The following is a 17160-nucleotide window of genomic DNA, read 5'->3' on the forward strand; positions in this document are numbered from 1 at the left end:
GGTCAGGCGGTGCAGGATTGACCTGACGTATTGGCGGTGAATATAGCGATCCCCTTTACATGTGCGACAGTCGTGTGGAATGTGATGTCGCAGTTGGCTCCTCGGTCGCTGAGGACGCGAACGTGCAACCGGGTGAGTGCAGGGAGTCGTCGCGGGCCTCGATGATGGAGGAGAGGTCGCTATCGGGGTCGAGGTAGTCGCCGAGATCGGCGAGGCCGGCGATGTGGGCGCGAGGGATCTCAGCTCCGCAGCTGGGGCAGGAGTCGAGCAGTAGCCATGCGATGCCTGGAGTGGTGTTGTCTGGGATGAACCGCCATAGCCGTCCGGTGAGATGCTCGGTGATTGTGATCAGGTCTCCTGGGACCGTGCCGTCGCGGGTGCGGTATTCGCGCTGGGGATCGTCGGTCACGATGACGCTGTCCGCAGGCATCTGTAGTGCGGCGGCGATGGTCCGGGCTACGCGAGCGCGGCGCGCCCACCTGTTCCATTGCTCGGCGGAGTTGTTGCGGTGCCGGAAACTGTCGCGGTCGGCTACGCGGTGAGTGCGCGCGACTCGTACCGCTCGTCCGGCGAGCCCGATGACTCCTGCTGGCACACCTGTACTCATGAGGTGATCCGGTGTGCGGTGTCGGCGGGGTGTGGGAGGTGCCATGCGTAGCCGCATTCCCGCACGTGGATGTAGTGGTAGCGGCCCGAACTGGCTCCGACCGCGAGGCCTCGATCTGTGATCGGTGTGGTCATCGTGATGTCTCCATCGTGTAAAGGGGTTCTCGATGCCGAGTCCCAATGAGGGGAAGGCTTCGGGGGTTAGAAGCACCGCGGAGAGGTCGCAGCCGCTGGCAGAGCCATCGCAGGCGGTGCAGCGTTGCCATCACTCGGTGGTGCCGCCGAAGCTGGGGAAGGAGTCCGATTCGCCGGAGTTGGTTGCGCCACATCGTGTGCACCGGTGGTCGGTCTCGCTGATCTGTTCGAGCAGTGGCTCGGCGCGTCGTCGTGGCCGATGGGCGGTGTCGTTGGTGTGGTCAACGCGACCAACCGAGCGCGCTGGTGGCGAGTGCGGGCAGGTAGCCGACCTGGTTACCCGCGCCGAGCCACACCACGGGCGGCTCGGTGCGCACGGTGCCGTCGCCTTCGGCGTCGTCGGGTGTGCGGACGACCTGCCCGATGGTGTATTCGAGTGGGTGGCGCGGTTGTGTGGCCCACCGGATCGGGGTGTCGGGGTTGTAGTGGGCGAGCGCGGTTTGCAGGCCGCCGACGGTGTCGATCTGATTCGGCCAGCCAGCCATGACAGGCTCCTTTCGTTGTCGTGTAGGGGCTACGGTCATTTGGTGGCGCGCAGGGAGGCTGTGGCGGCACGTCCGACGGCCTGCGCGATCACGGCGCGGTCGGTGGCGTCGAGGTGACGTTGGGCGGCAGTGTCGGCATCGGCACGCTTCGCGAACTGCTGTTCCCAGTCGCAGGCGCACCAGGCGAGGCTGGTGCCGTTGGCGCGAGTGATGACGTGGGTGGCGTGCACGTCGAGACGGTGCACGGTGGCGCCATTCAGTGGTGTGTTGTGGTCGCCGATGGTCAGCCACAGCACCGCGCATCCGCTGGCGCGCAACCGGTCAATGCGCTGTTGCCCTTCGCGGCGGGGTTCGGGGCGGAACTGTCCATCAGAGATGATCACCAGCAGCCGCGCGGCACCGGGGATGGATAGGCCGAGTGCGCCGTCGAGTGCGTCGATCGCGGTGGGGATGTTCTCCCAGCCATCACTGGCGGGGAATTCGGTGATGACGCTGGGGGCGGTGCCGGGGTGGGTGATCGGCCGGACATGGTTGCCGAAGATCACGGTGGCGGTGTCGGCGGGGACCGGGGCGTGGCGGGTGGCGTTGGCGAGGATCCACGCGGTCGAGGCGACGCCTGCGGTGACCATCCCCATGGAACCGGATACGTCGCAGGCGATGCCGAGGCGCAGTGGCGGTGTCGGTACGGCGGTGCGGGTGAGCCGGGTGAATGGTTCAGCGGTCGGCGTGGCCCCAGCGGCGCGTTGTGCCTCGCGGGCAAGGACTCCGCGCATCTTCAGCCTGCCGGGTGGTACCGCCGAGGTCGTCTTGGTCGTAACCCGGTCGCGGACTCCGGCGGTGGACAGCGCGCGTGCCAGTGCTCGTGCGGCGGTGCGCTCGGCGGCGGTGGGTGGGCGGGTGCCCGCCGTGGCGGTGTCGCCGTCATCCTCGTCTCCGCCTTGGGTGCTGTCGCTGTCGTCGAACACGGCGCGTGCGGCGTTGGCGGTGCGTCGGGCGGTGGCCTCGGCGGCGGCTTTCGCTTTCGCCGCAACGGTAGTGGGGTCTTCGGGTGGCGGGGTTTTGGCGACCGCGCGTGCCACGTTGCGCAGCGCGGTGGTGACCGACTGCGCCAACGGTGACGGGGTACCTGACGGTGCGGCGGGTTCGGACGGTTCGCTCGCGTCGGGGTCCTCGGTATCCGGTCCGACGATCTCGCACCAGCGGCGGCCGAGGTCGAGCATGGCGGTGGCGTCGTCGTCGGCCACGGTGAACGCCTCGCGCCACAACGCCCGCAGCTTGCGCAGTTTCGCCGCACCTAGTACCGCCCTGACGGCGCGGGCGACGGGGACGGTTTCGGTGCGGGTGAGGATGCCGCCGTCGGTGCGTCCCAGCAGCAGCGCGGCAATTTGGGCAGCGTCGCGGGTGGTCATCTTCGGTGCTTCGGCGGGGTCGTCGGCTTTGGTGTCGTTGAGGATCAGGTTGGTCGCGGAGGCGCGCAGCCAGTGTCGGTCGGCGGGGCGGCGGCGGATCTGCGCGGCTTCAATGCGGGATTCTTCCAGCAGATCGGCAGCGGCGTAGGCGTCGGGGTCGGCGTCGTCGGGCGGGGTCCACTTGCTGTGGTGGGCGTGTGCGCATTCGTGGGTGAGCAGGCCCCACACGGTCGCGTAGCGGGTGCGGTCGCTGATCAGGTGCGGTGTCGTGGTGGCGGGGTCCACGGTGCCCAGGTGGGTGCCGTCGATCTCGATGAGGCCGTTGTGCAGCAGGCACGCGGGGTGGCCGTGTCCGGCGCCGGGGGCGATGGTGACCAGGAGGTCGTCGCGGTCGGCGATGGCGGGTACCTCGGCGGTCATGGCCGCTGATAGCGACAGCCATCCGGGGGCGGCGGGGAACACGGCCGTGCCGGTGGTGGCGGGGTCGGCGATCAGGTGCGTAGTCATCCCGGTGTCCTTTCGCGACGATCGGCGCGGTCGTTCAGATGCGTTTGCCAAGTGCCAGCGGGGCAAGGGTTCTGCCGTAGACGTCACGGACCACGGCGCAGACGATCTCGCGGTCTTCTTCGGGGGCGGTACCGATCAGGTTCCCGGCGGCGGCGTCGGGCCCGAGCACGTCGGAGATCTTCTGGAACGCGATCAGCTCACGCAGTTGCGGTGCCCAGCCGACCTCGCCGCGTGTCTGCCGGGTGGCCAGGTTGCGGGCGACCGTGACGGCGCGGCGGTCGATCCCCAGCTGGGTGGCGAGGTCGTAGTCGGTGGACACGTGGATCTGCACCGAGAACCGCGACGCGAGCGCGTCGGTGAGGATCGCGCCGTGCACGCCGGGATTGTGCCCGGCGACGACGTAGAAGCCGGGGGCGGCGTCAATCGTCTCGCCGCCGTTGGCTTTGATGATGATCTGGCGGCGGCCGTCCATCGCGGGGTAGACCACGGCGAGAACGGTCGGCGGTATGAGGGTGGCGTCGTCGATGAACAGCGTGCGGCCTTCGCGCATCGCGCGGACCAGCGGACCGTGCACGAACACGAACTTGCCGTCCGGGGTCTGGGTGTACTCGCCGACGATGTCGGCGACCGTGGTGTCGCCGTCGCCCTGAATGGTCACCAGGTCACCGAACGCGGCCTCGACCACCGAGGTCTTCCCGGTTCCGGGTGGCCCGTACATCAATGCGGGGACCCCGGCGTCACGCAACTTCCGCAAGGCGTCCACGTCCGAGAGTCCGGACAGTGTGCGCGGGTGGTAGAGCTGCCCGTTGGGACGCGTGACCGGACCGGTCGCCGATGCCGACGGGGCGGCGGTCGCGGGCGTTCGGCGTGGTGTGCGGGGGCGGCGGGTCACGCCGGACGGGACCGCGACGGGCGCGGCGGCGGCGTCGACGGTGGTCGCGGTCGCCCGGTAGCGGACTGGTTTGGTCGAGGTTTGTTCGGCGTAGCCCCCGGCGGTGAGCGCGGCGAGCGCGTTGCCGATCGCGCCCGATGACTTCCCGCCGAGTGCGGCGGCGACGTCGCGCGGGGTTAGTTCGTCACCCGGCTTTTCGTTCAGGACTTCGGCCACCCGTCGGCGGAGTTCGCCGTTGGGCAGTCGCCCGCCCGCCGGGGCGGTGGTGGTCGTGCCGGGTGCCGTCGGGGTGGCCGTTGGCGTGGCGGGCGTGGTCATCGCTGGTGTCCTTTCGCGCAGTACGGGTAGTCCGGAACCGCTACGGGAGTTCGGTGGGTGGGTTTATGCGGCGGCCGTGGTGTGGTGCGCGATTTTTTCGTCGTCGCCGTCACCCGAAATGGCGGCGCAAAGATCGGTGTAGCCCATCGCGCGCAACACGGCGGCGGTGGCGTAACCACCGCAGTTGCGGCGCGTCCGCGTGCGGGGCCCGTCCGGCGTGTGAACCGTGACTTTCCGGCCGTCGAACGTGACCGGGAAGCACATAACGGCGATGCCGTTCTCGATGTTCTCAAACGGTGCGGTTCCGGTGGTGATCATGACGTTCCCCGTTCATGCGTTGGACATGGCTCGCGCCAGGTGTGTTATTCAGTGTGTTTCCGGCTCCCCCGGCGGTATTTCAATTATTACTCTGCCGCGCGCCGCGCGCAATAAGAATAGCGCGCCTATCCGGGACCCGATTGGGTGATGATGCCGCCCGGCGCTGTGAAGAAAAATAGAAAGCCGTCCGCGCGGTCACAATCCGAAAGAATTGCGCAGATTTCCGCAGGTCGGCGACACTGGGCGCCAGCCGGTCGCCGCGCATGGAATAGCTAAGTGACACGCAGGAAGCGAAATCAGGGAAATAAATGACCTAAAAGAATAACGACGGCGGGGAGCAGTGAAGGTGACAGGAGAGCGAGAGGTGGTCAGGGGCATCGCGCTGGAGACCGCGCCCGCCCAGGCCGCACCGATGTGTCTACCGCCTTGCTGCCAAGCGAGTCTGGGATACCAGCGGATCCCCTTAGGTCACCGCTGTCCAGCGCCTCCGCGGGCCGCAAGGGGAGGTTCTCTAACCTGATCCCCCGTATGAACCCCATCATGATCCCCCGTATGAACCCCCAACGGAACCTGGCTTACGCGCGGACGATCTCCCGCGTTCGACCGGAGCAGTAGTCGCCCTACATCGCGTGAAAACACTCTTCCCGGCGTCGTAAGCAGCCACGAACGCCGGAGGCGGATGTAACACTGACCACGCTGCCTGCCCTCTCGTGTGCCCAGGTGGCGACCGAAAGACCTCACTCCGCGATCACCTCGTGTTCCACCGTCAACGACGCGGATGGAAACGCCGTTCGACGCGACAACGGTAGCATTCTGCCGCACACACCAAAACCAGCCTGAAGAATGCCTTTGCGATAGCTTGACCCGCAGAACGCCTTCCGCTGTCATGGTTTCTTCTCGCCGAATCCGGGAGGTATGAAGTCGTGCGACCGGGCGTGGCGCCTGGTTTCGCGAGACGGGCATGTGTCCTGAGCATTCGCCGCACATGCTCAAGATCCAGGGCCTCGCTGTGCGAGTCCGAGCAGCACCTTTACGTGATGCGGCGAGCCTCCTGTCAGCGACCACGAAGGCGAGGTCAGGTCCGGCAGATGCTGTCTCGGCCTGGGACGGCTTCGTCGGGCTCCTCGTCTTCATGGCTCTGCCCCGTCTCAGCCGGCCGCGCCGCGCCCAGGTGCGCTCTGGGTCAGTGAGTTCCTGGCGCCGGCGAGGTCGTCGTGGCGTTGCCGCAGCTGGTCAGCCAGCGCTCGAGCTTGCGCGGTGGGTGTGGCATCGACTTCGGCCAGCCGGGTGGTCAGCAGGGTCAGGGTCCGCGGGATGGCGTCGAGCTGGCCGAGGCGTTCCTGCAGTCGCATGATGTCGCGGTAGAGCAGTTCGTTGTGCGGATCGAATGCTCGCGCGACTTCCAGCAGATCCAAGGTCTGTTGTGGATCGGTCTCGACCAAGGCACGGGCCAGCGCGGCCACGGCGTCGACGGCGTCGCGGCGGATCGCCTCGCGCACGGGCTCGATCCACTCGGTCGACATGGCCTCGGCCAGCGGGCCGCCGTAGCTGTTGACCACGTCCCGGTAGGCGTTCACCCGGGTCTGGTCGGTGGAGGCGTTGCGGCGAGCGGCGACGGCGCGTTCGAAACGCCAGTAGTCGCAGTGAACATGCGAGGGGTCGAGCTGGTAGCGCCCGTTGTCGGCCACGACGATGTCGCTCACCGCGCCGTCGGTGGCGACGGCCAGCGCGTGTCGTAGTCGGGCGAGCGCGGTGTGCAGGGCGTTGGTCGGGCGGGCTGGCAGGTCCTGGCCCCAGAGGGCCGAGACCAACGTGTCGCGGGTCGCGCCGTCGGGGTGCAGCGCCAAAAGCACCAGCAGCTCCTGGCTCCTGGGCTGCAGCTTCCCGGTGATCTCCTTCGCGCCGCTGCCTGTGAGTTCGGGATGCCAGTGCACTCGAAGGCTGCCCAGCACGGTCACGGTGATCAGCGCGGGGCTCGCTCCTCGCTCACCGTCGGCGTTGCGATGTGGCGGTGCCGAGGTCGTGGGGGTGTTAGCCGATACAGGTTCGTCGGTAACCGCGCCCCCGTCACGAGGTCCGGTCTCGCTGTCAGCCAGTCGCAGCGCGGACAGCGAAGGACGGCGGGCCTCCGGGAGGGAAGGTGGGTCGCCCTCCGGTTGGCTGTGTACGGCATCGAGGATCTCCAGGCTGACCTCCTGCGGTGCTGGCTGGGTGACCGTGGCCGTGACTTCCAGCTCGACCTGGCCTGCGTTCGAGGAGCCGGTCCCCCGCCGACTCGCTTGTGTGGCCGTGTGGTGGTCGTGGCCTATGAGGTGGGCTGCCGCGCTGTGAGGCGGCGGCTCGTGCGCCGCAGCAAGGACTTCGTTGTCGGCATGTGGGTCGGGCTTGGCTTGGTGTAGCAGGGCCAGCAGCTCGGCGGTGTCGTTGTCGCCGAGGCGGAACATGACGGTTCCGCGTAGGGCCTCGCCTGGGCCGGGGCCGGTGGCGGAGATCGTGCCGTCGGCCCGGACGTAGCAGGTGATGCCCGGCTGCCATTGGCCCACCATCAACCCGATGACGCCGCACTGTGCGCCGTTGTCCAGTACTGCCTGCAGCCGCTGGTGGCGTGTGGGCGGCCGTGTCACGAGAACGAGCGGTGGCCACGTCCGCTGCTCGGTGCCAGGCGAGCGCAGTGCCGTGGCACGCACCAGGGTTTCGGCCTCGATCGCGTCGAGCGCCTCATCGAGGTCGGCGACCACCCGCATCGTCGAGGGCAGCTGCTCGTGGGGCGCCGGGCGGCCGAGCACCGAGGTTAGGTCGTCGGCCGGGACGAAGATGCTCGGCCCGGCCGACGTCGCCAGGTGGTCTGCGGGGATGGTGAGTGCCGTGATCAGCAAGGCGCGGGCTGCGGCGGGAGCGCCGGGGCCGACCAGTCCGAGGCCGCGGGCGTTCGCGAGGTCGAGGGCGATCTCGCGGCCATCGCGGACACCGACTCCCGCTGTTAGGCCGCGGGGCTGGCCGGCATCGGTCCGGGGCCCGCCCAACGCCAAGGGCGGTAGAGCAGGAGCACGCCGCGGACGCTGTGCCGTTTCGTCATCGGGGTTGATCACGTCGCCGCGCTCTGCGCGTAGGTGTGCCAGCCGCAGCTGGTAGACCACCGGCGCCACGGGCAGGTCGTCGCGGTCGCCGCTGCCGGGCCGGTAGCGGCTGCGGTAGTGGTGGCGGGCCAGCATCAGCGCGGCGCTGACCGCGGCGGCAAGGCCGAGGCCGACGAACAACTCTGTCCCCCAGCGGAAACCGGGCTCGCCAGACCCCGGAGTCGAGGTCGTAGTGGTGTCGGCTGGTGCCGTGTGCTGGGTGGACGCTTCGGGTGGCGGCGCAGTGGACGGTGAGATGCCCGTCGGCGACGCGGAGGATGTCGGTGACGGTGTGGCCGGCGGAGCGGGCGAGGTTTGGTCTGGGGTGGCTTGGTGCGGTGGCTGTGCCGGTGCGCTCGCGTCACGTGGCAGGGCCAGTTCCTCGCCGGGGAAGATCAAGCTCGGCTTCGTGAAGGGCTGCCCGTTCGGTTGGGGTTTGCCTTTGTTGAGTTCGAAGATCTCCGGCCAGCGTGTGCCGTCGCCAAGGGTGCGGTCGGCGATGCGCCACAACGAGTCATGCACTCCGTGGTGTGGTGCCAGTACGACCACCGACTCCGGATTCGCGGAATCGGTGACGGCGCCGCCGCCTCCAGGCGCATGGCTGGTGACAGCGGCATGGTGGACCGCTTCGACCTCGCCGTCGGGCGCAGGTTGGTGCCAAGCGGGGGCGGTCGCCACGATCTGCGACCCGACCGTCTCCACGATGGGCCATGGGGTGGCCAGCGATGGCGCGGGCCGGTTGCCCAGCACCGCCACCAGGACCGCGCCGATCAACAGGCTCGCCACCGTGTTCATCGGGCCCGCGTCGGAGAAGTCCCTGTGGCGGGCGGCGTCGATGCCGTCGCGGGCGTAGTCGACAGCGCTGCGCAGCACACCGATGCTGAAGGCTGCCCAGAAGATCCAGCACAGGCAGGCCAACAGGTTCAGCAGGAATGTGGCGCTCATCGGCGCCAGCAGCAGTACTTCGACTTCGATCCAGGTCGGGATGTGATCTGGCAGCGGCCAGCCGACGAAGTGCCACAACGCCCACGGCAAGCCCGCCACGAGCATGGCCAGCATCGTCGCGGCGATCAGACCTTGGATGGTCCGGCCAAGGATCCGGACCGTGCCGACCAGCACTCGCCAGACACACCAGCGCTCGCCGGACGAGGTCATGGCACCGGCACCAAGACCCGAGTCGGCGCCGAGCCAGTGTTGGCCGGGGCGAGCTCAGCCGGTGCCGGAGCGGGGCTCGGTGCCGTGTTCTGTGCCTGGTTCTTCGTGTCAGGTCCTGCGCTGGTGGGCTTCTTGCGCCTAGCGCGGCTGGGTTTCCTGCTGCTGAGCCAGGTTGTGAGCTCGGATGCTGGTATGTCGGTGACCGCTGCGAGTTCTGGCACGCTGATTACGTCGGCGTGTTCGGTAATCACCTCGCCTAGTTCTGTGTCGATCTCCTCGAGTTCGGTGGCCAGGGTCCTGCGGCGGTCGGCGAGTTCGCTCACGCGTTGCGCGGCTGTCACCCTGCGGGTGCTCGTGGCCGCATCGATCTGTTCGATGCGGTGGCGGATCTCGTCGCTGGTAGCCATCAATCTTCTCCCATTGTGGTGCGGTGTGGGCGTGTGGAGACGCGGACTCACTGCGTGTGGGGCTGGGCGGTGCCGGTGCCGCGCACAGAGAGGCTGCTGATGCCGACCAGGCCCAGCAGTTGCGTGTGCTGCGAGGCGGTCACGGTGACCGTGACGGTGTCGCCGGAGACGGTCACGGTCCCGGAGACGCCTGCGGCGGCGAGATAGCGGTGCGCGTGGGCGACCGCGTCAGCGGGCAGGAGCCGTGCCGTGCCGGTGGCGCGGTAGAGAGCGAGGTCGATCGCCTGTGCGCCGGCGCGGGCAGCGGCCTCGGCATGCCCGGTGGCCTTCACGTTGGCCGCCAGCGCCAGCCCGCCGTCGAGACTCAGCCCCGCCAGAGTGAGGATCCCCAGCATGAGCACCACGACGAGCGCGGTCACCTGGCCATCATCGGCCGACAGGGAGCCACGGCGCCGGATCCACTCGCGCAGCCGCCGGTTCACCGTCCACCTCCGGACACGGTGACCGATCGATAGGTGTCCACTGGCTCGATCGCAGTGGCGGACAAGCGTTTCCCGCCAGGTACACCGAGCAAGACCGCGTCGCCGAAGTCCACCCCGCACGTGACGGTCACGCTGACCGTGCCACCAGGCCGCAGTCCGCCGGTGTCGGTGTCCACGGCCATGGACTGGCAGGTGATGCCCGCCGCCGTGAGCGCGACGGCCGCCGTCGATCGTGCCTGGGCCGCAGCACGGACGCCGGTACGTTCGATGCTGGCGGCTCGAGCGGCCTGGTGCGCGGTGTCGTTGAGCCGCAGCCGCGCGTCCACCCCACGGTGGACGACCACCGCGACGAAGACCAGCAGCAGCACCAGAACCGGCGTGAGCAGTACGACCTCGGCGGACGCGGAACCCCGGTCCTCACGCCACCACGCCCGGCGGCTTCCCGAGTTCATGGGGTGGCCTGTTCGGCGAGAACGTCGTGTACCGCGGCCAGGCGCACGACCAGATCATCAGTTCCGGTCGCGGCGGCGACGTGATAGAGCCACCGGTTCGCGTCGCGTACCCGTGCCGCGATGAGCTCCAGGCGAATGACCACAGGCCGCAGGTCGTCGTGCGCCGAGGGAGCCTCGTACAGCTGAACCAGGGCGTCCCATGCCAACCGGTGCACTGAGTCGAGGTGTGTCTGGTCGAGCCAGACGACAGCGGGACCGGTGTGACACAGGTGCGCCGCGTCGATGATCCGCGCTGCCGTACCTTGTGCCGCTGTTCCTCGATCGGCGAAATCGCTGGGGCGGAAGAACCATTCGCCCTTGCCACGGTCGATGCGCCACGCTGCCGACCGGTCCGACAGAACGTGGCCGAACCGCAGGTACTCGTGGCGTGCCATCAGCGCAGCGACCATCAGCATCACCGTGCCCGCCGCGACAGCCCAAAAAAGCATCGGAGTGCTGGTGACGCCGATGAGAAAGACGAGCATGCCAGCCAGTCCGAACAATGCCGAGTCGGGCACCAGGCAACGTCGTATGGCGCGGCGGCGCAGTCGCCGACGGTCCAGGCCGGACCGCCACAGCACCGGCCCTGTACCTGAGCGGAAGACTCCCTGCTGTACAGGCGATGTGTGCATGACTCCTCCCTACTTTCCTTGAGTGAGAACAACCTCTGATGCGTTCGACGATCTGCTTGTGATGAATTGGGTGCGAGAGCATCACCGCCTTGGAGGCACCCACTGACACCGACCAAGGCCGCCCGCCTCGGTATCTGGCCTCGCTGGCATCGGACCTGCTGCGACGAGAAGACACCCCGGCAGGTTGGTGGGCCTCCAGTGCGCGGGTGTTGCCCGATTCCGTTGTGGCGGCCACAGGTCACCAGGCGAGTCAAGGCGACGACAGGACCTCGCGGGCTCGGCTTAACGCGGCCGGCACGGTGTGGTCTGCCCGTTTCGAGGGTGCTCCCTAATCTGGCGAGTGCCCGTCGTCGTGGCTCGCACATGGCAAGGGGCTGCTGGAATACCAGGACGAGTGGCACTATGTGTAGGCGTGATGCGAGGCGTCGAGTCGGGCTCATTGGGGATCACCTGCGATCGGGTTGATGGCGGGCGCAAGTTCGGCATTCGTGAACTCGGGACCATTCAGCACGAAGCGTTCGACGGGCCCTGCCGCCTCGGCGTGCACCGGCAGCCGCAGGAACGGCACGACGGTGGTGGCGGTACCGGATATCCGGACTGAGGCGGACTCGGCGGTGCGGTCGGCGTTGACGCTCGTGCCGGTGAGCGAGTTCGGTGCCAGCTGGTCAAGGAGTTGCTGGGCCTTTGCCGTGCCCGCGTTTGCTGTGCCGTCCTGTGCTCGTGCGGCGGACAGTCCTTGTGCGGCAGCGGCTTGCGCGATGTGCGTGGCGTGGGACCACAGTGCGAACTGGACGATCGCGAGCAGGAGCAACAGTAGTAGTGGTACTGCTATCACCAGTTCGGCGCTGACCGCCCCGCGGTCGTGCCGAAGAGCCTGGCGCAGCCAGGACCGTGAGCAGTCGTCACGCCGCCGATCGTGCAGCTTCCGGGCATCATGCCTGTCTGGTCGTCGGGTTGTCGTGGTCGGCATCGCGTTCTCACAGCTCGATACCTGTGGCCTTGGCGGCCACCTTCGCCACGACCACTCCGACGACGACGATCGCCGCGCTGATGACGAGGGCGGTCACCAGCACCCACTCGCTCACGTAGCCCGCGTCAGGGGCACGGCGCAGTAGCTCGACTCGGGCTCGCAGCATCGCCCACGCCGCATCGCAGTAGTCACGCATCGAGATCTCCTCCTTGTCGTGTAGTGCAGTTGCCCGCCTGAACGGGTTCACAGGTTGTTGATCACTTGTGTCAGTGCGGGGTAAGTGATGAAGCCGAGGAACCCGAGGAACAGGGCCATGACGGGCAGCGCCATTCGTTCCGTCGCGGACTGGGCTTCGCCTTCGGCGTCGGTGAGCTGGCGTGCGCGCAGCGCTGTCGCTTTCGCGGCCAGGCTCGCGCGGACCTTGGCGCCCTCGGTGCCTGCGAGGCTGACCGACGCGGCCAGCTCGGCCAGCTCGGTGACGCCGATCTCCTCGCCGAGCTGACGCAGCGCGGCCCACGGTGTCGTGCGCGTCAGCCGCGCGGTGCCCAGAGCGCGCTGGATGTGAGCGAACGCCCAGCCACGACCGATGGCGGCCGAGTCGTTCAGCGCGCTATCGACCCCGGCTCCTCCAGCCAAGGTGATCCACACCAGGTCCAAAAAGGATGACAGAGCGTGCCGGAAGCCGATGCGCAGCCGTGCTGCATGTGAGCGTGCCCGCAGATCGGGTAGCACGAACCCGACGACAGCGAGGCACGGCCCGGCGATGATCGAGGACTGCACTCCCACCGGCAGCCCGGCCACCGCCAAGAGCAGGTGAAGCAGCGCGGGCAGCAGCAGGCCGGTGACGGCGAAGACTGCCTTCTCCGCCAGGTGCGTACCGACTGGTCGTCCGATGACCGTCAGGTCGCAGAGCAGCCGGTCGCCGGGCAATCCCAACGCCCGTAGCGGTGCGACCGCAGGACGGCCGAGCCGGGCCACCCAGCCCGCGTTGTCACTGACCAGGATCGGCGTGGGTGCGGGTGCGGCGGTGATCCGCGCGAGGACCACGCGCAGCGGTGGGCGCGGGGGAACCGCCCAGACCGCCAATGCCCACAGTCCGACACCGAGCCCACTGCCCAGAACCACTGTGGTGATCACGGTCGTCATGTCACACCTGCCCATTGATTGCCGGGCCGGTCTCCTGAACGGAGCGTGGGTCGGTGATCGACAACATCCGGGCTGGTGCGGCGATGTGCGAGATCCTTTGCAGCCAGGCGAAGCCGGCCGCGAACAACAGCCCGATGCCGAGCAGCACCACTTGCCCCGTCGCGGAGTCGAAGGCCGACAGGTAGCTGCGGTTGAGCAGCACCATGGCCACCGCGAACGTGAGCGTGGTGCCGACGATCACCCGCACCGAGGTGCGGGTGCGGGCGCGACCGGCCTCGACCCGCAACCGCATCGACACCTGCTCGCGTGCGGTGTGCGCGAGGGCACCGAGCAGGTCACCGAGCCGGCGGGCCTGCTGTTCGGCGGCCTTCACCAACGCCGCGATCACCAAGTCGCCGATCGGATCGTCCAGTTGGTCGGCCAGGCGGCGCAGTGACGGCGCGAGGCGTTCGCCGTTCTCGAGGCGGGCCGCGAGTTCGGTGACATGGCCGCGGATCGGCACCGGTGCCAGCGGCGCCGTGGCGAGGATGGCCTGCTCCAGCCCGGACGCGGCCGACAACGTGTCGCGCAGCATCTCCGTCCACGTGGCGATCGCTTCGACACACGCGATCCTGTGGGCCTGTTCCGGGTCCTTGCGCAGAATGCGAGGCAGCGCCCAGCAAGCCAGCCCTGCCAGGCCCGCACCGACGAGCCATCCCGTGGCCAGCCCTGCCGCAACACCTGCCGCGATCGCCGCCCCGAGCCGGATCAGGACCCGTCGCGGGGGCGGCCGGTCGCTGACTTGCCACAGTCGCTGCGTTCGCCGCGGCCCGTGTGGTTCTACGCCGCGCCAGCCCAGGACGATCAGGAGCACGCCGAGGCCCGTGCCCGTGCCCAGCAGGGTGGCGATCTCCGGTGTGGAACCGAGTGAGAGGTTCACCGCGGCCACCACCCCTCGGGCTGGTCGAGCACCACGGGATCGAGCCCTTCGTGGACGAGTTCGTCGACGGTGTCCGTGCGCAGCGCGCCGGCCACCGGCCGGGCACGGCCGTCCGAGCCGGGCCGGTAGACCTCGTTCGAGACGACCAGGGGCCCGTCGGCGTCGACGATCTCGCGGATGGACGACACGACACGGGTGGTCCGATCCGCGGCGCGGGCGAGATGCACGACGAAGTGCACGGCGCTGGCGACCAGCAGCGCGGTGGCGTCCAGCGAGAGTCGTTCGGCGCCTTGCGCGGCGTAGGAGGCTAGGCGGACGAAGGCGATGCGTGAACTAGAGGCGTGCAGGGTGGCCATCGATCCGTCGTTGCCCTGCGACATCGCATTGCACATCGGGATGACTTCCGGCCCGCGGATCTCGCCGACGATGACCCGGTCCGGCGACATGCGCAGGCCCCACCGCACCAGCTCGGCCTGTGAGATCGCGCCTTCGCCCTCGACGTTGGGCTCGCGGGACTGCAACGCGGTCACGTCGGCGTGGATGTCGGGGTTGCGTTCCAGCCCGAGCTCGAAGGCGTCCTCGATGGTGATGATGCGTTCCATCGGATCCATCTCCGAGGCCAGCGCCCGCAGCATGGTGGTCTTCCCGGCCGCAGCACCGCCGGTGATCAGAATGTTCTTGCGGGCACGCACGAGCGCACGCAGGAACTCTCGTAGACCGGCGTCGATCGTGCCCCGCTCACGCAGCTGCGGCAGGGTCGCGGTCAGGTAGCCGTGGCGGCGGATCGACAACGACGTCGCTCCGTCCGCGGTCAGGCCCATCACCGCGAACAGGCGCTCTCCACCAGGAAGCTGAAGGTTGACCGCGGGTGAGCCCTGATCGAACCTCCGCTCCTGGCTGGACGCGCGCGCCGCGAGCAACCGGACCAGGTTGGTGAGCTCGTCATTCGACGCGGCGATCGGCGCGACCTGCTCGCGGCGTCCATCGGTGTGCTGGACGCACACGCGGTCGAAGCGGTTAGCGTTGATCGTCTCGACCGTCGGGTCGTCCAGCAGCGGCTGCAGGCCCGCCATGCCGAACAGCTCGTTGAGGACCTCAACCATGACCAGCTGCTCAAGATCTGTGGGCACGAGCGGGCGGTTGGCGGTGAGCTCCCGCTCGGCGTGGATCCGCGCCGCGTCGATCAGGATCGACCTCGCCAGCTCCCGGCGGGCCTCGTGCGTCACCACGGTGCCGGTACGTGACTCCTGGCCGTGCACATACCCCGCCAGGTCGGCTGCCAGGGCGTCGCGTAGGTGCTGCCGCAGCCGCCCCGTGGCGGCGATCAGGTCATCCTGGGCCACCTGACCCGCAAGCGGAGCAGCCACGGAGTCGTCGTGTGCCAACCAGGCTCCGCCCCCATTGACCGACATGCCGACCGGTCCCGACGACGTGAGCCGCTGAGGCGGGAGGGACTGGGGCGCGCCGTTGGTGGTGTAGGTCATGACGTCACTCCTCCCCATGAGCCCTGGTTCTGCCGGATTGGGCTCACCGCGGGCAGATTCGATGCGGATCGTGGGCCGTTCGCCCAGACCGCAGATTGCTCCACACAGGACGTGCTGGAAGACGGCGCGCTGGGGAATGCGGGCGCCAGCATCCCGGCAACCCGGTGCGCGAACCTGCCCAGCGCGGAACGCGACGGACCGCTGCGGCCCCAGTTCGAGGAGGAACGCCCGCACAGGACCGCCGCGCCTCGTCGATCGTGAGGAATGCGGCCCAGCGGCGACACACCGAGCTCGCGGCCGACGTCCGTGAGTGAGTAGCCCTCGCCGGCCAGCAACAGCATCGGCTGCGGGGCCCAGCGGCCGACCGCGGGCAGCCGGCGCGCCAGATGCGCGAGGTCGTCGGCGTGAGCGCGGGTCAACAGGACCAGGACATCGGCCTGCCGCACGATGCCCATCGCCGCGGAGTCCGGATCGACCCGGCCACAGTCCACCAGCACCGCCGTGCCTGGCGTGTTCGCCGCGGCCCGCACGAGACTCGTGTTCGACGGCGAGTCCGAGTCCAAGGCCAGCAAGGCTGCGCGGGTCAAGTCCGCGTCGGGTGGTGCGGTAACGACGGCAAGCCCGCCCGGCAGCGCCTGGGTGTGCTGCCACAGCAGCCCTGGGTCGGTGGTGCCGCGGGCCGCCGCGGCGAGGCTGAGCAACCCAGGCGAGGGCGGCAAGCAGAACCGTGTCGCGACATCACCTCCAGACGGATCCGCCTCGACCAGCACGACCCGATCCTGGGCCGGCCAGCGCGCCGCGAGGGCGACCGAGAAGGTCGTCACCCCCGGCGAGCCCTTGACACTCACGATCGCGACCAGCATCACCGGCCACCTCCCGCCAGCAACACCAGCGACAGCTGACCGACCGGCACCGCGGCGACCTGCCGGGCCGCGGCTTCCGCCAGCTGCACCGACACCACCGTGACCTGCTCCGTCGACGACGCTGCCACCGAGGTCACCACACCCGGCCACGCCGCGCCCGCCTCCGACGCAGGCGACGGCGTGACCGGTCCTCCCGCGGTGGCAGGTACGTACACCACCGACACCCGAGCCCCTGTCGTAACCTCCGCCGGGAACTGCCCGGCTTTCAATGCCAGGGACGCGATCGCTTGCCCTGCAACCGGAACCGCCGCCGCGCCCACCGAGTCCGGCGAGAGCAACGCCCCTGCGGACAGGCTCACCGCCATGGTCTTGCCGATCAGGTCGGCCGCCTGGCTGGCGTGCACGACGCGTACCTCTGGATCGGCTGCGACAGTGACCTGCCGCAGATCCTGCGCAGTCAGCACGTGCCCGACGGCGACCGGCTGCGCCAGCGCCAGCACCGGGTGCCGATCATTGGTGCCCAGCGAGATCCACAGGAATGCCCCTGCGCACAGGAACACGAGCAGCACGCCGAGCAGCAGATAGGGAAGGCTTCGCCTGCGGCCGCGCAGGCGCGAGGTGTCACGCTTACTGGTCGCGCTCGCCCACACGGCACTGTCCGATGTGGATGGGCTGCGCGTGTCCGAGTTGTTAGTCGCGAAGGTCTTCATGCCAGGCCCCCTTGAGACATGGGTGTAGTGCGCCGCGTCGCCAGGAGTGGTCGGC

The 17160-nt window shown here is 68.9% G+C and carries 18 protein-coding genes; all 18 read right to left on the bottom strand.

The window, feature by feature from the left end; translation table 11 throughout:
- Window positions 1-55 precede the first annotated feature (55 nt).
- Entirely contained in the window at window positions 56-409 is a 354-nt protein-coding gene (locus tag ACRSBM_RS34465; protein ID WP_434450150.1) for a hypothetical protein, read from the bottom strand.
- 194 nt (window positions 410-603) lie between these two features.
- Entirely contained in the window at window positions 604-741 is a 138-nt protein-coding gene (locus tag ACRSBM_RS34470) for a hypothetical protein (protein WP_434450152.1), read from the bottom strand.
- Between the two features lie 281 nt (window positions 742-1022).
- Window positions 1023-1286 (bottom strand): hypothetical protein, encoded by a 264-nt coding sequence (locus tag ACRSBM_RS34475; protein WP_434450153.1) that lies wholly within the window; start codon window positions 1284-1286, stop codon window positions 1023-1025.
- 35 nt (window positions 1287-1321) lie between these two features.
- Window positions 1322-3202 (bottom strand): vWA domain-containing protein, encoded by a 1881-nt coding sequence (locus ACRSBM_RS34480; RefSeq protein ID WP_434450155.1) that lies wholly within the window; start codon window positions 3200-3202, stop codon window positions 1322-1324.
- A 34-nt stretch (window positions 3203-3236) separates the two neighbouring features.
- Window positions 3237-4412 (bottom strand): AAA family ATPase, encoded by a 1176-nt coding sequence (locus tag ACRSBM_RS34485; protein WP_434450157.1) that lies wholly within the window; start codon window positions 4410-4412, stop codon window positions 3237-3239.
- A 63-nt stretch (window positions 4413-4475) separates the two neighbouring features.
- Entirely contained in the window at window positions 4476-4730 is a 255-nt protein-coding gene (locus tag ACRSBM_RS34490; RefSeq protein ID WP_434450159.1) for a hypothetical protein, read from the bottom strand.
- 1148 nt (window positions 4731-5878) lie between these two features.
- Window positions 5879-9001 (bottom strand): BTAD domain-containing putative transcriptional regulator, encoded by a 3123-nt coding sequence (locus tag ACRSBM_RS34495; RefSeq protein ID WP_434450161.1) that lies wholly within the window; start codon window positions 8999-9001, stop codon window positions 5879-5881.
- A complete protein-coding gene (locus ACRSBM_RS34500; RefSeq protein ID WP_434450163.1) occupies window positions 8998-9408 on the bottom strand; it encodes a hypothetical protein in 411 nt (136 codons plus the stop codon). Before ACRSBM_RS34500 ends, ACRSBM_RS34495 begins: the two co-directional genes overlap by 4 nt.
- Before the next feature lie 47 nt (window positions 9409-9455).
- Window positions 9456-9827 (bottom strand): hypothetical protein, encoded by a 372-nt coding sequence (locus tag ACRSBM_RS34505; RefSeq protein WP_434453344.1) that lies wholly within the window; start codon window positions 9825-9827, stop codon window positions 9456-9458.
- Window positions 9828-9886: 59 nt separating this feature from the next.
- Complete coding sequence (locus ACRSBM_RS34510; RefSeq protein WP_434450165.1) at window positions 9887-10342, bottom strand: TadE/TadG family type IV pilus assembly protein; 456 nt, start codon at window positions 10340-10342, stop codon at window positions 9887-9889.
- Window positions 10339-10899: a hypothetical protein gene (locus ACRSBM_RS34515; RefSeq protein ID WP_434450167.1), complete on the bottom strand. Its 561-nt coding sequence runs from the start codon at window positions 10897-10899 to the stop codon at window positions 10339-10341. Before ACRSBM_RS34515 ends, ACRSBM_RS34510 begins: the two co-directional genes overlap by 4 nt.
- Window positions 10900-11449: 550 nt before the next feature.
- Complete coding sequence (locus ACRSBM_RS34520) at window positions 11450-11824, bottom strand: pilus assembly protein TadE (protein ID WP_434450169.1); 375 nt, start codon at window positions 11822-11824, stop codon at window positions 11450-11452.
- Between the two features lie 166 nt (window positions 11825-11990).
- Complete coding sequence (locus tag ACRSBM_RS34525) at window positions 11991-12179, bottom strand: hypothetical protein (RefSeq protein WP_434450171.1); 189 nt, start codon at window positions 12177-12179, stop codon at window positions 11991-11993.
- Window positions 12180-12226: 47 nt separating this feature from the next.
- The gene (locus ACRSBM_RS34530; protein ID WP_434453346.1) at window positions 12227-13120 is read right to left on the bottom strand and encodes a type II secretion system F family protein; all 894 of its coding nucleotides are present in this window, start codon (window positions 13118-13120) and stop codon (window positions 12227-12229) included.
- A gap of 10 nt (window positions 13121-13130) precedes the next feature.
- On the bottom strand, window positions 13131-14057 hold the full coding sequence (locus ACRSBM_RS34535; RefSeq protein ID WP_434450173.1) for a type II secretion system F family protein: 927 nt from the start codon (window positions 14055-14057) through the stop codon (window positions 13131-13133).
- Window positions 14045-15532: a CpaF family protein gene (locus ACRSBM_RS34540; RefSeq protein WP_434450174.1), complete on the bottom strand. Its 1488-nt coding sequence runs from the start codon at window positions 15530-15532 to the stop codon at window positions 14045-14047. Before ACRSBM_RS34540 ends, ACRSBM_RS34535 begins: the two co-directional genes overlap by 13 nt.
- A complete protein-coding gene (locus tag ACRSBM_RS34545) occupies window positions 15529-16395 on the bottom strand; it encodes a chromosome partitioning protein (protein ID WP_434450176.1) in 867 nt (288 codons plus the stop codon). The genes ACRSBM_RS34540 and ACRSBM_RS34545 overlap by 4 nt, the downstream gene beginning before the upstream one ends.
- Window positions 16395-17105 carry an SAF domain-containing protein gene (locus tag ACRSBM_RS34550; protein WP_434450178.1) on the bottom strand — a complete coding sequence of 237 codons (711 nt, stop codon included), beginning with the start codon at window positions 17103-17105 and terminating at the stop codon, window positions 16395-16397. Before ACRSBM_RS34550 ends, ACRSBM_RS34545 begins: the two co-directional genes overlap by 1 nt.
- Window positions 17106-17160: the final 55 nt, after the last annotated feature.

The organism is Lentzea xerophila, from assembly GCF_051094245.1.
Lineage (GTDB): Bacteria > Actinomycetota > Actinomycetes > Mycobacteriales > Pseudonocardiaceae > Lentzea > Lentzea xerophila.

What these genes read in the sequence shown, in the direction of transcription:
- ACRSBM_RS34500 (WP_434450163.1), bottom strand. Translation starts at nt 9,408, where the DNA reads ATGGCTACCAGCGACGAGATCCGCCACCGCATCGAACAGATCGATGCG.
- ACRSBM_RS34475 (WP_434450153.1), bottom strand. Translation starts at nt 1,286, where the DNA reads ATGGCTGGCTGGCCGAATCAGATCGACACCGTCGGCGGCCTGCAAACC.
- ACRSBM_RS34525 (WP_434450171.1), bottom strand. Translation starts at nt 12,179, where the DNA reads ATGCGTGACTACTGCGATGCGGCGTGGGCGATGCTGCGAGCCCGAGTC.
- ACRSBM_RS34545 (WP_434450176.1), bottom strand. Translation starts at nt 16,395, where the DNA reads ATGCTGGTCGCGATCGTGAGTGTCAAGGGCTCGCCGGGGGTGACGACC.
- ACRSBM_RS34480 (WP_434450155.1), bottom strand. Translation starts at nt 3,202, where the DNA reads ATGACTACGCACCTGATCGCCGACCCCGCCACCACCGGCACGGCCGTG.
- ACRSBM_RS34495 (WP_434450161.1), bottom strand. Translation starts at nt 9,001, where the DNA reads ATGACCTCGTCCGGCGAGCGCTGGTGTGTCTGGCGAGTGCTGGTCGGC.
- ACRSBM_RS34550 (WP_434450178.1), bottom strand. Translation starts at nt 17,105, where the DNA reads ATGAAGACCTTCGCGACTAACAACTCGGACACGCGCAGCCCATCCACA.
- ACRSBM_RS34540 (WP_434450174.1), bottom strand. Translation starts at nt 15,532, where the DNA reads ATGACCTACACCACCAACGGCGCGCCCCAGTCCCTCCCGCCTCAGCGG.
- ACRSBM_RS34485 (WP_434450157.1), bottom strand. Translation starts at nt 4,412, where the DNA reads ATGACCACGCCCGCCACGCCAACGGCCACCCCGACGGCACCCGGCACG.
- ACRSBM_RS34510 (WP_434450165.1), bottom strand. Translation starts at nt 10,342, where the DNA reads ATGAACTCGGGAAGCCGCCGGGCGTGGTGGCGTGAGGACCGGGGTTCC.
- ACRSBM_RS34470 (WP_434450152.1), bottom strand. Translation starts at nt 741, where the DNA reads ATGACCACACCGATCACAGATCGAGGCCTCGCGGTCGGAGCCAGTTCG.
- ACRSBM_RS34490 (WP_434450159.1), bottom strand. Translation starts at nt 4,730, where the DNA reads ATGATCACCACCGGAACCGCACCGTTTGAGAACATCGAGAACGGCATC.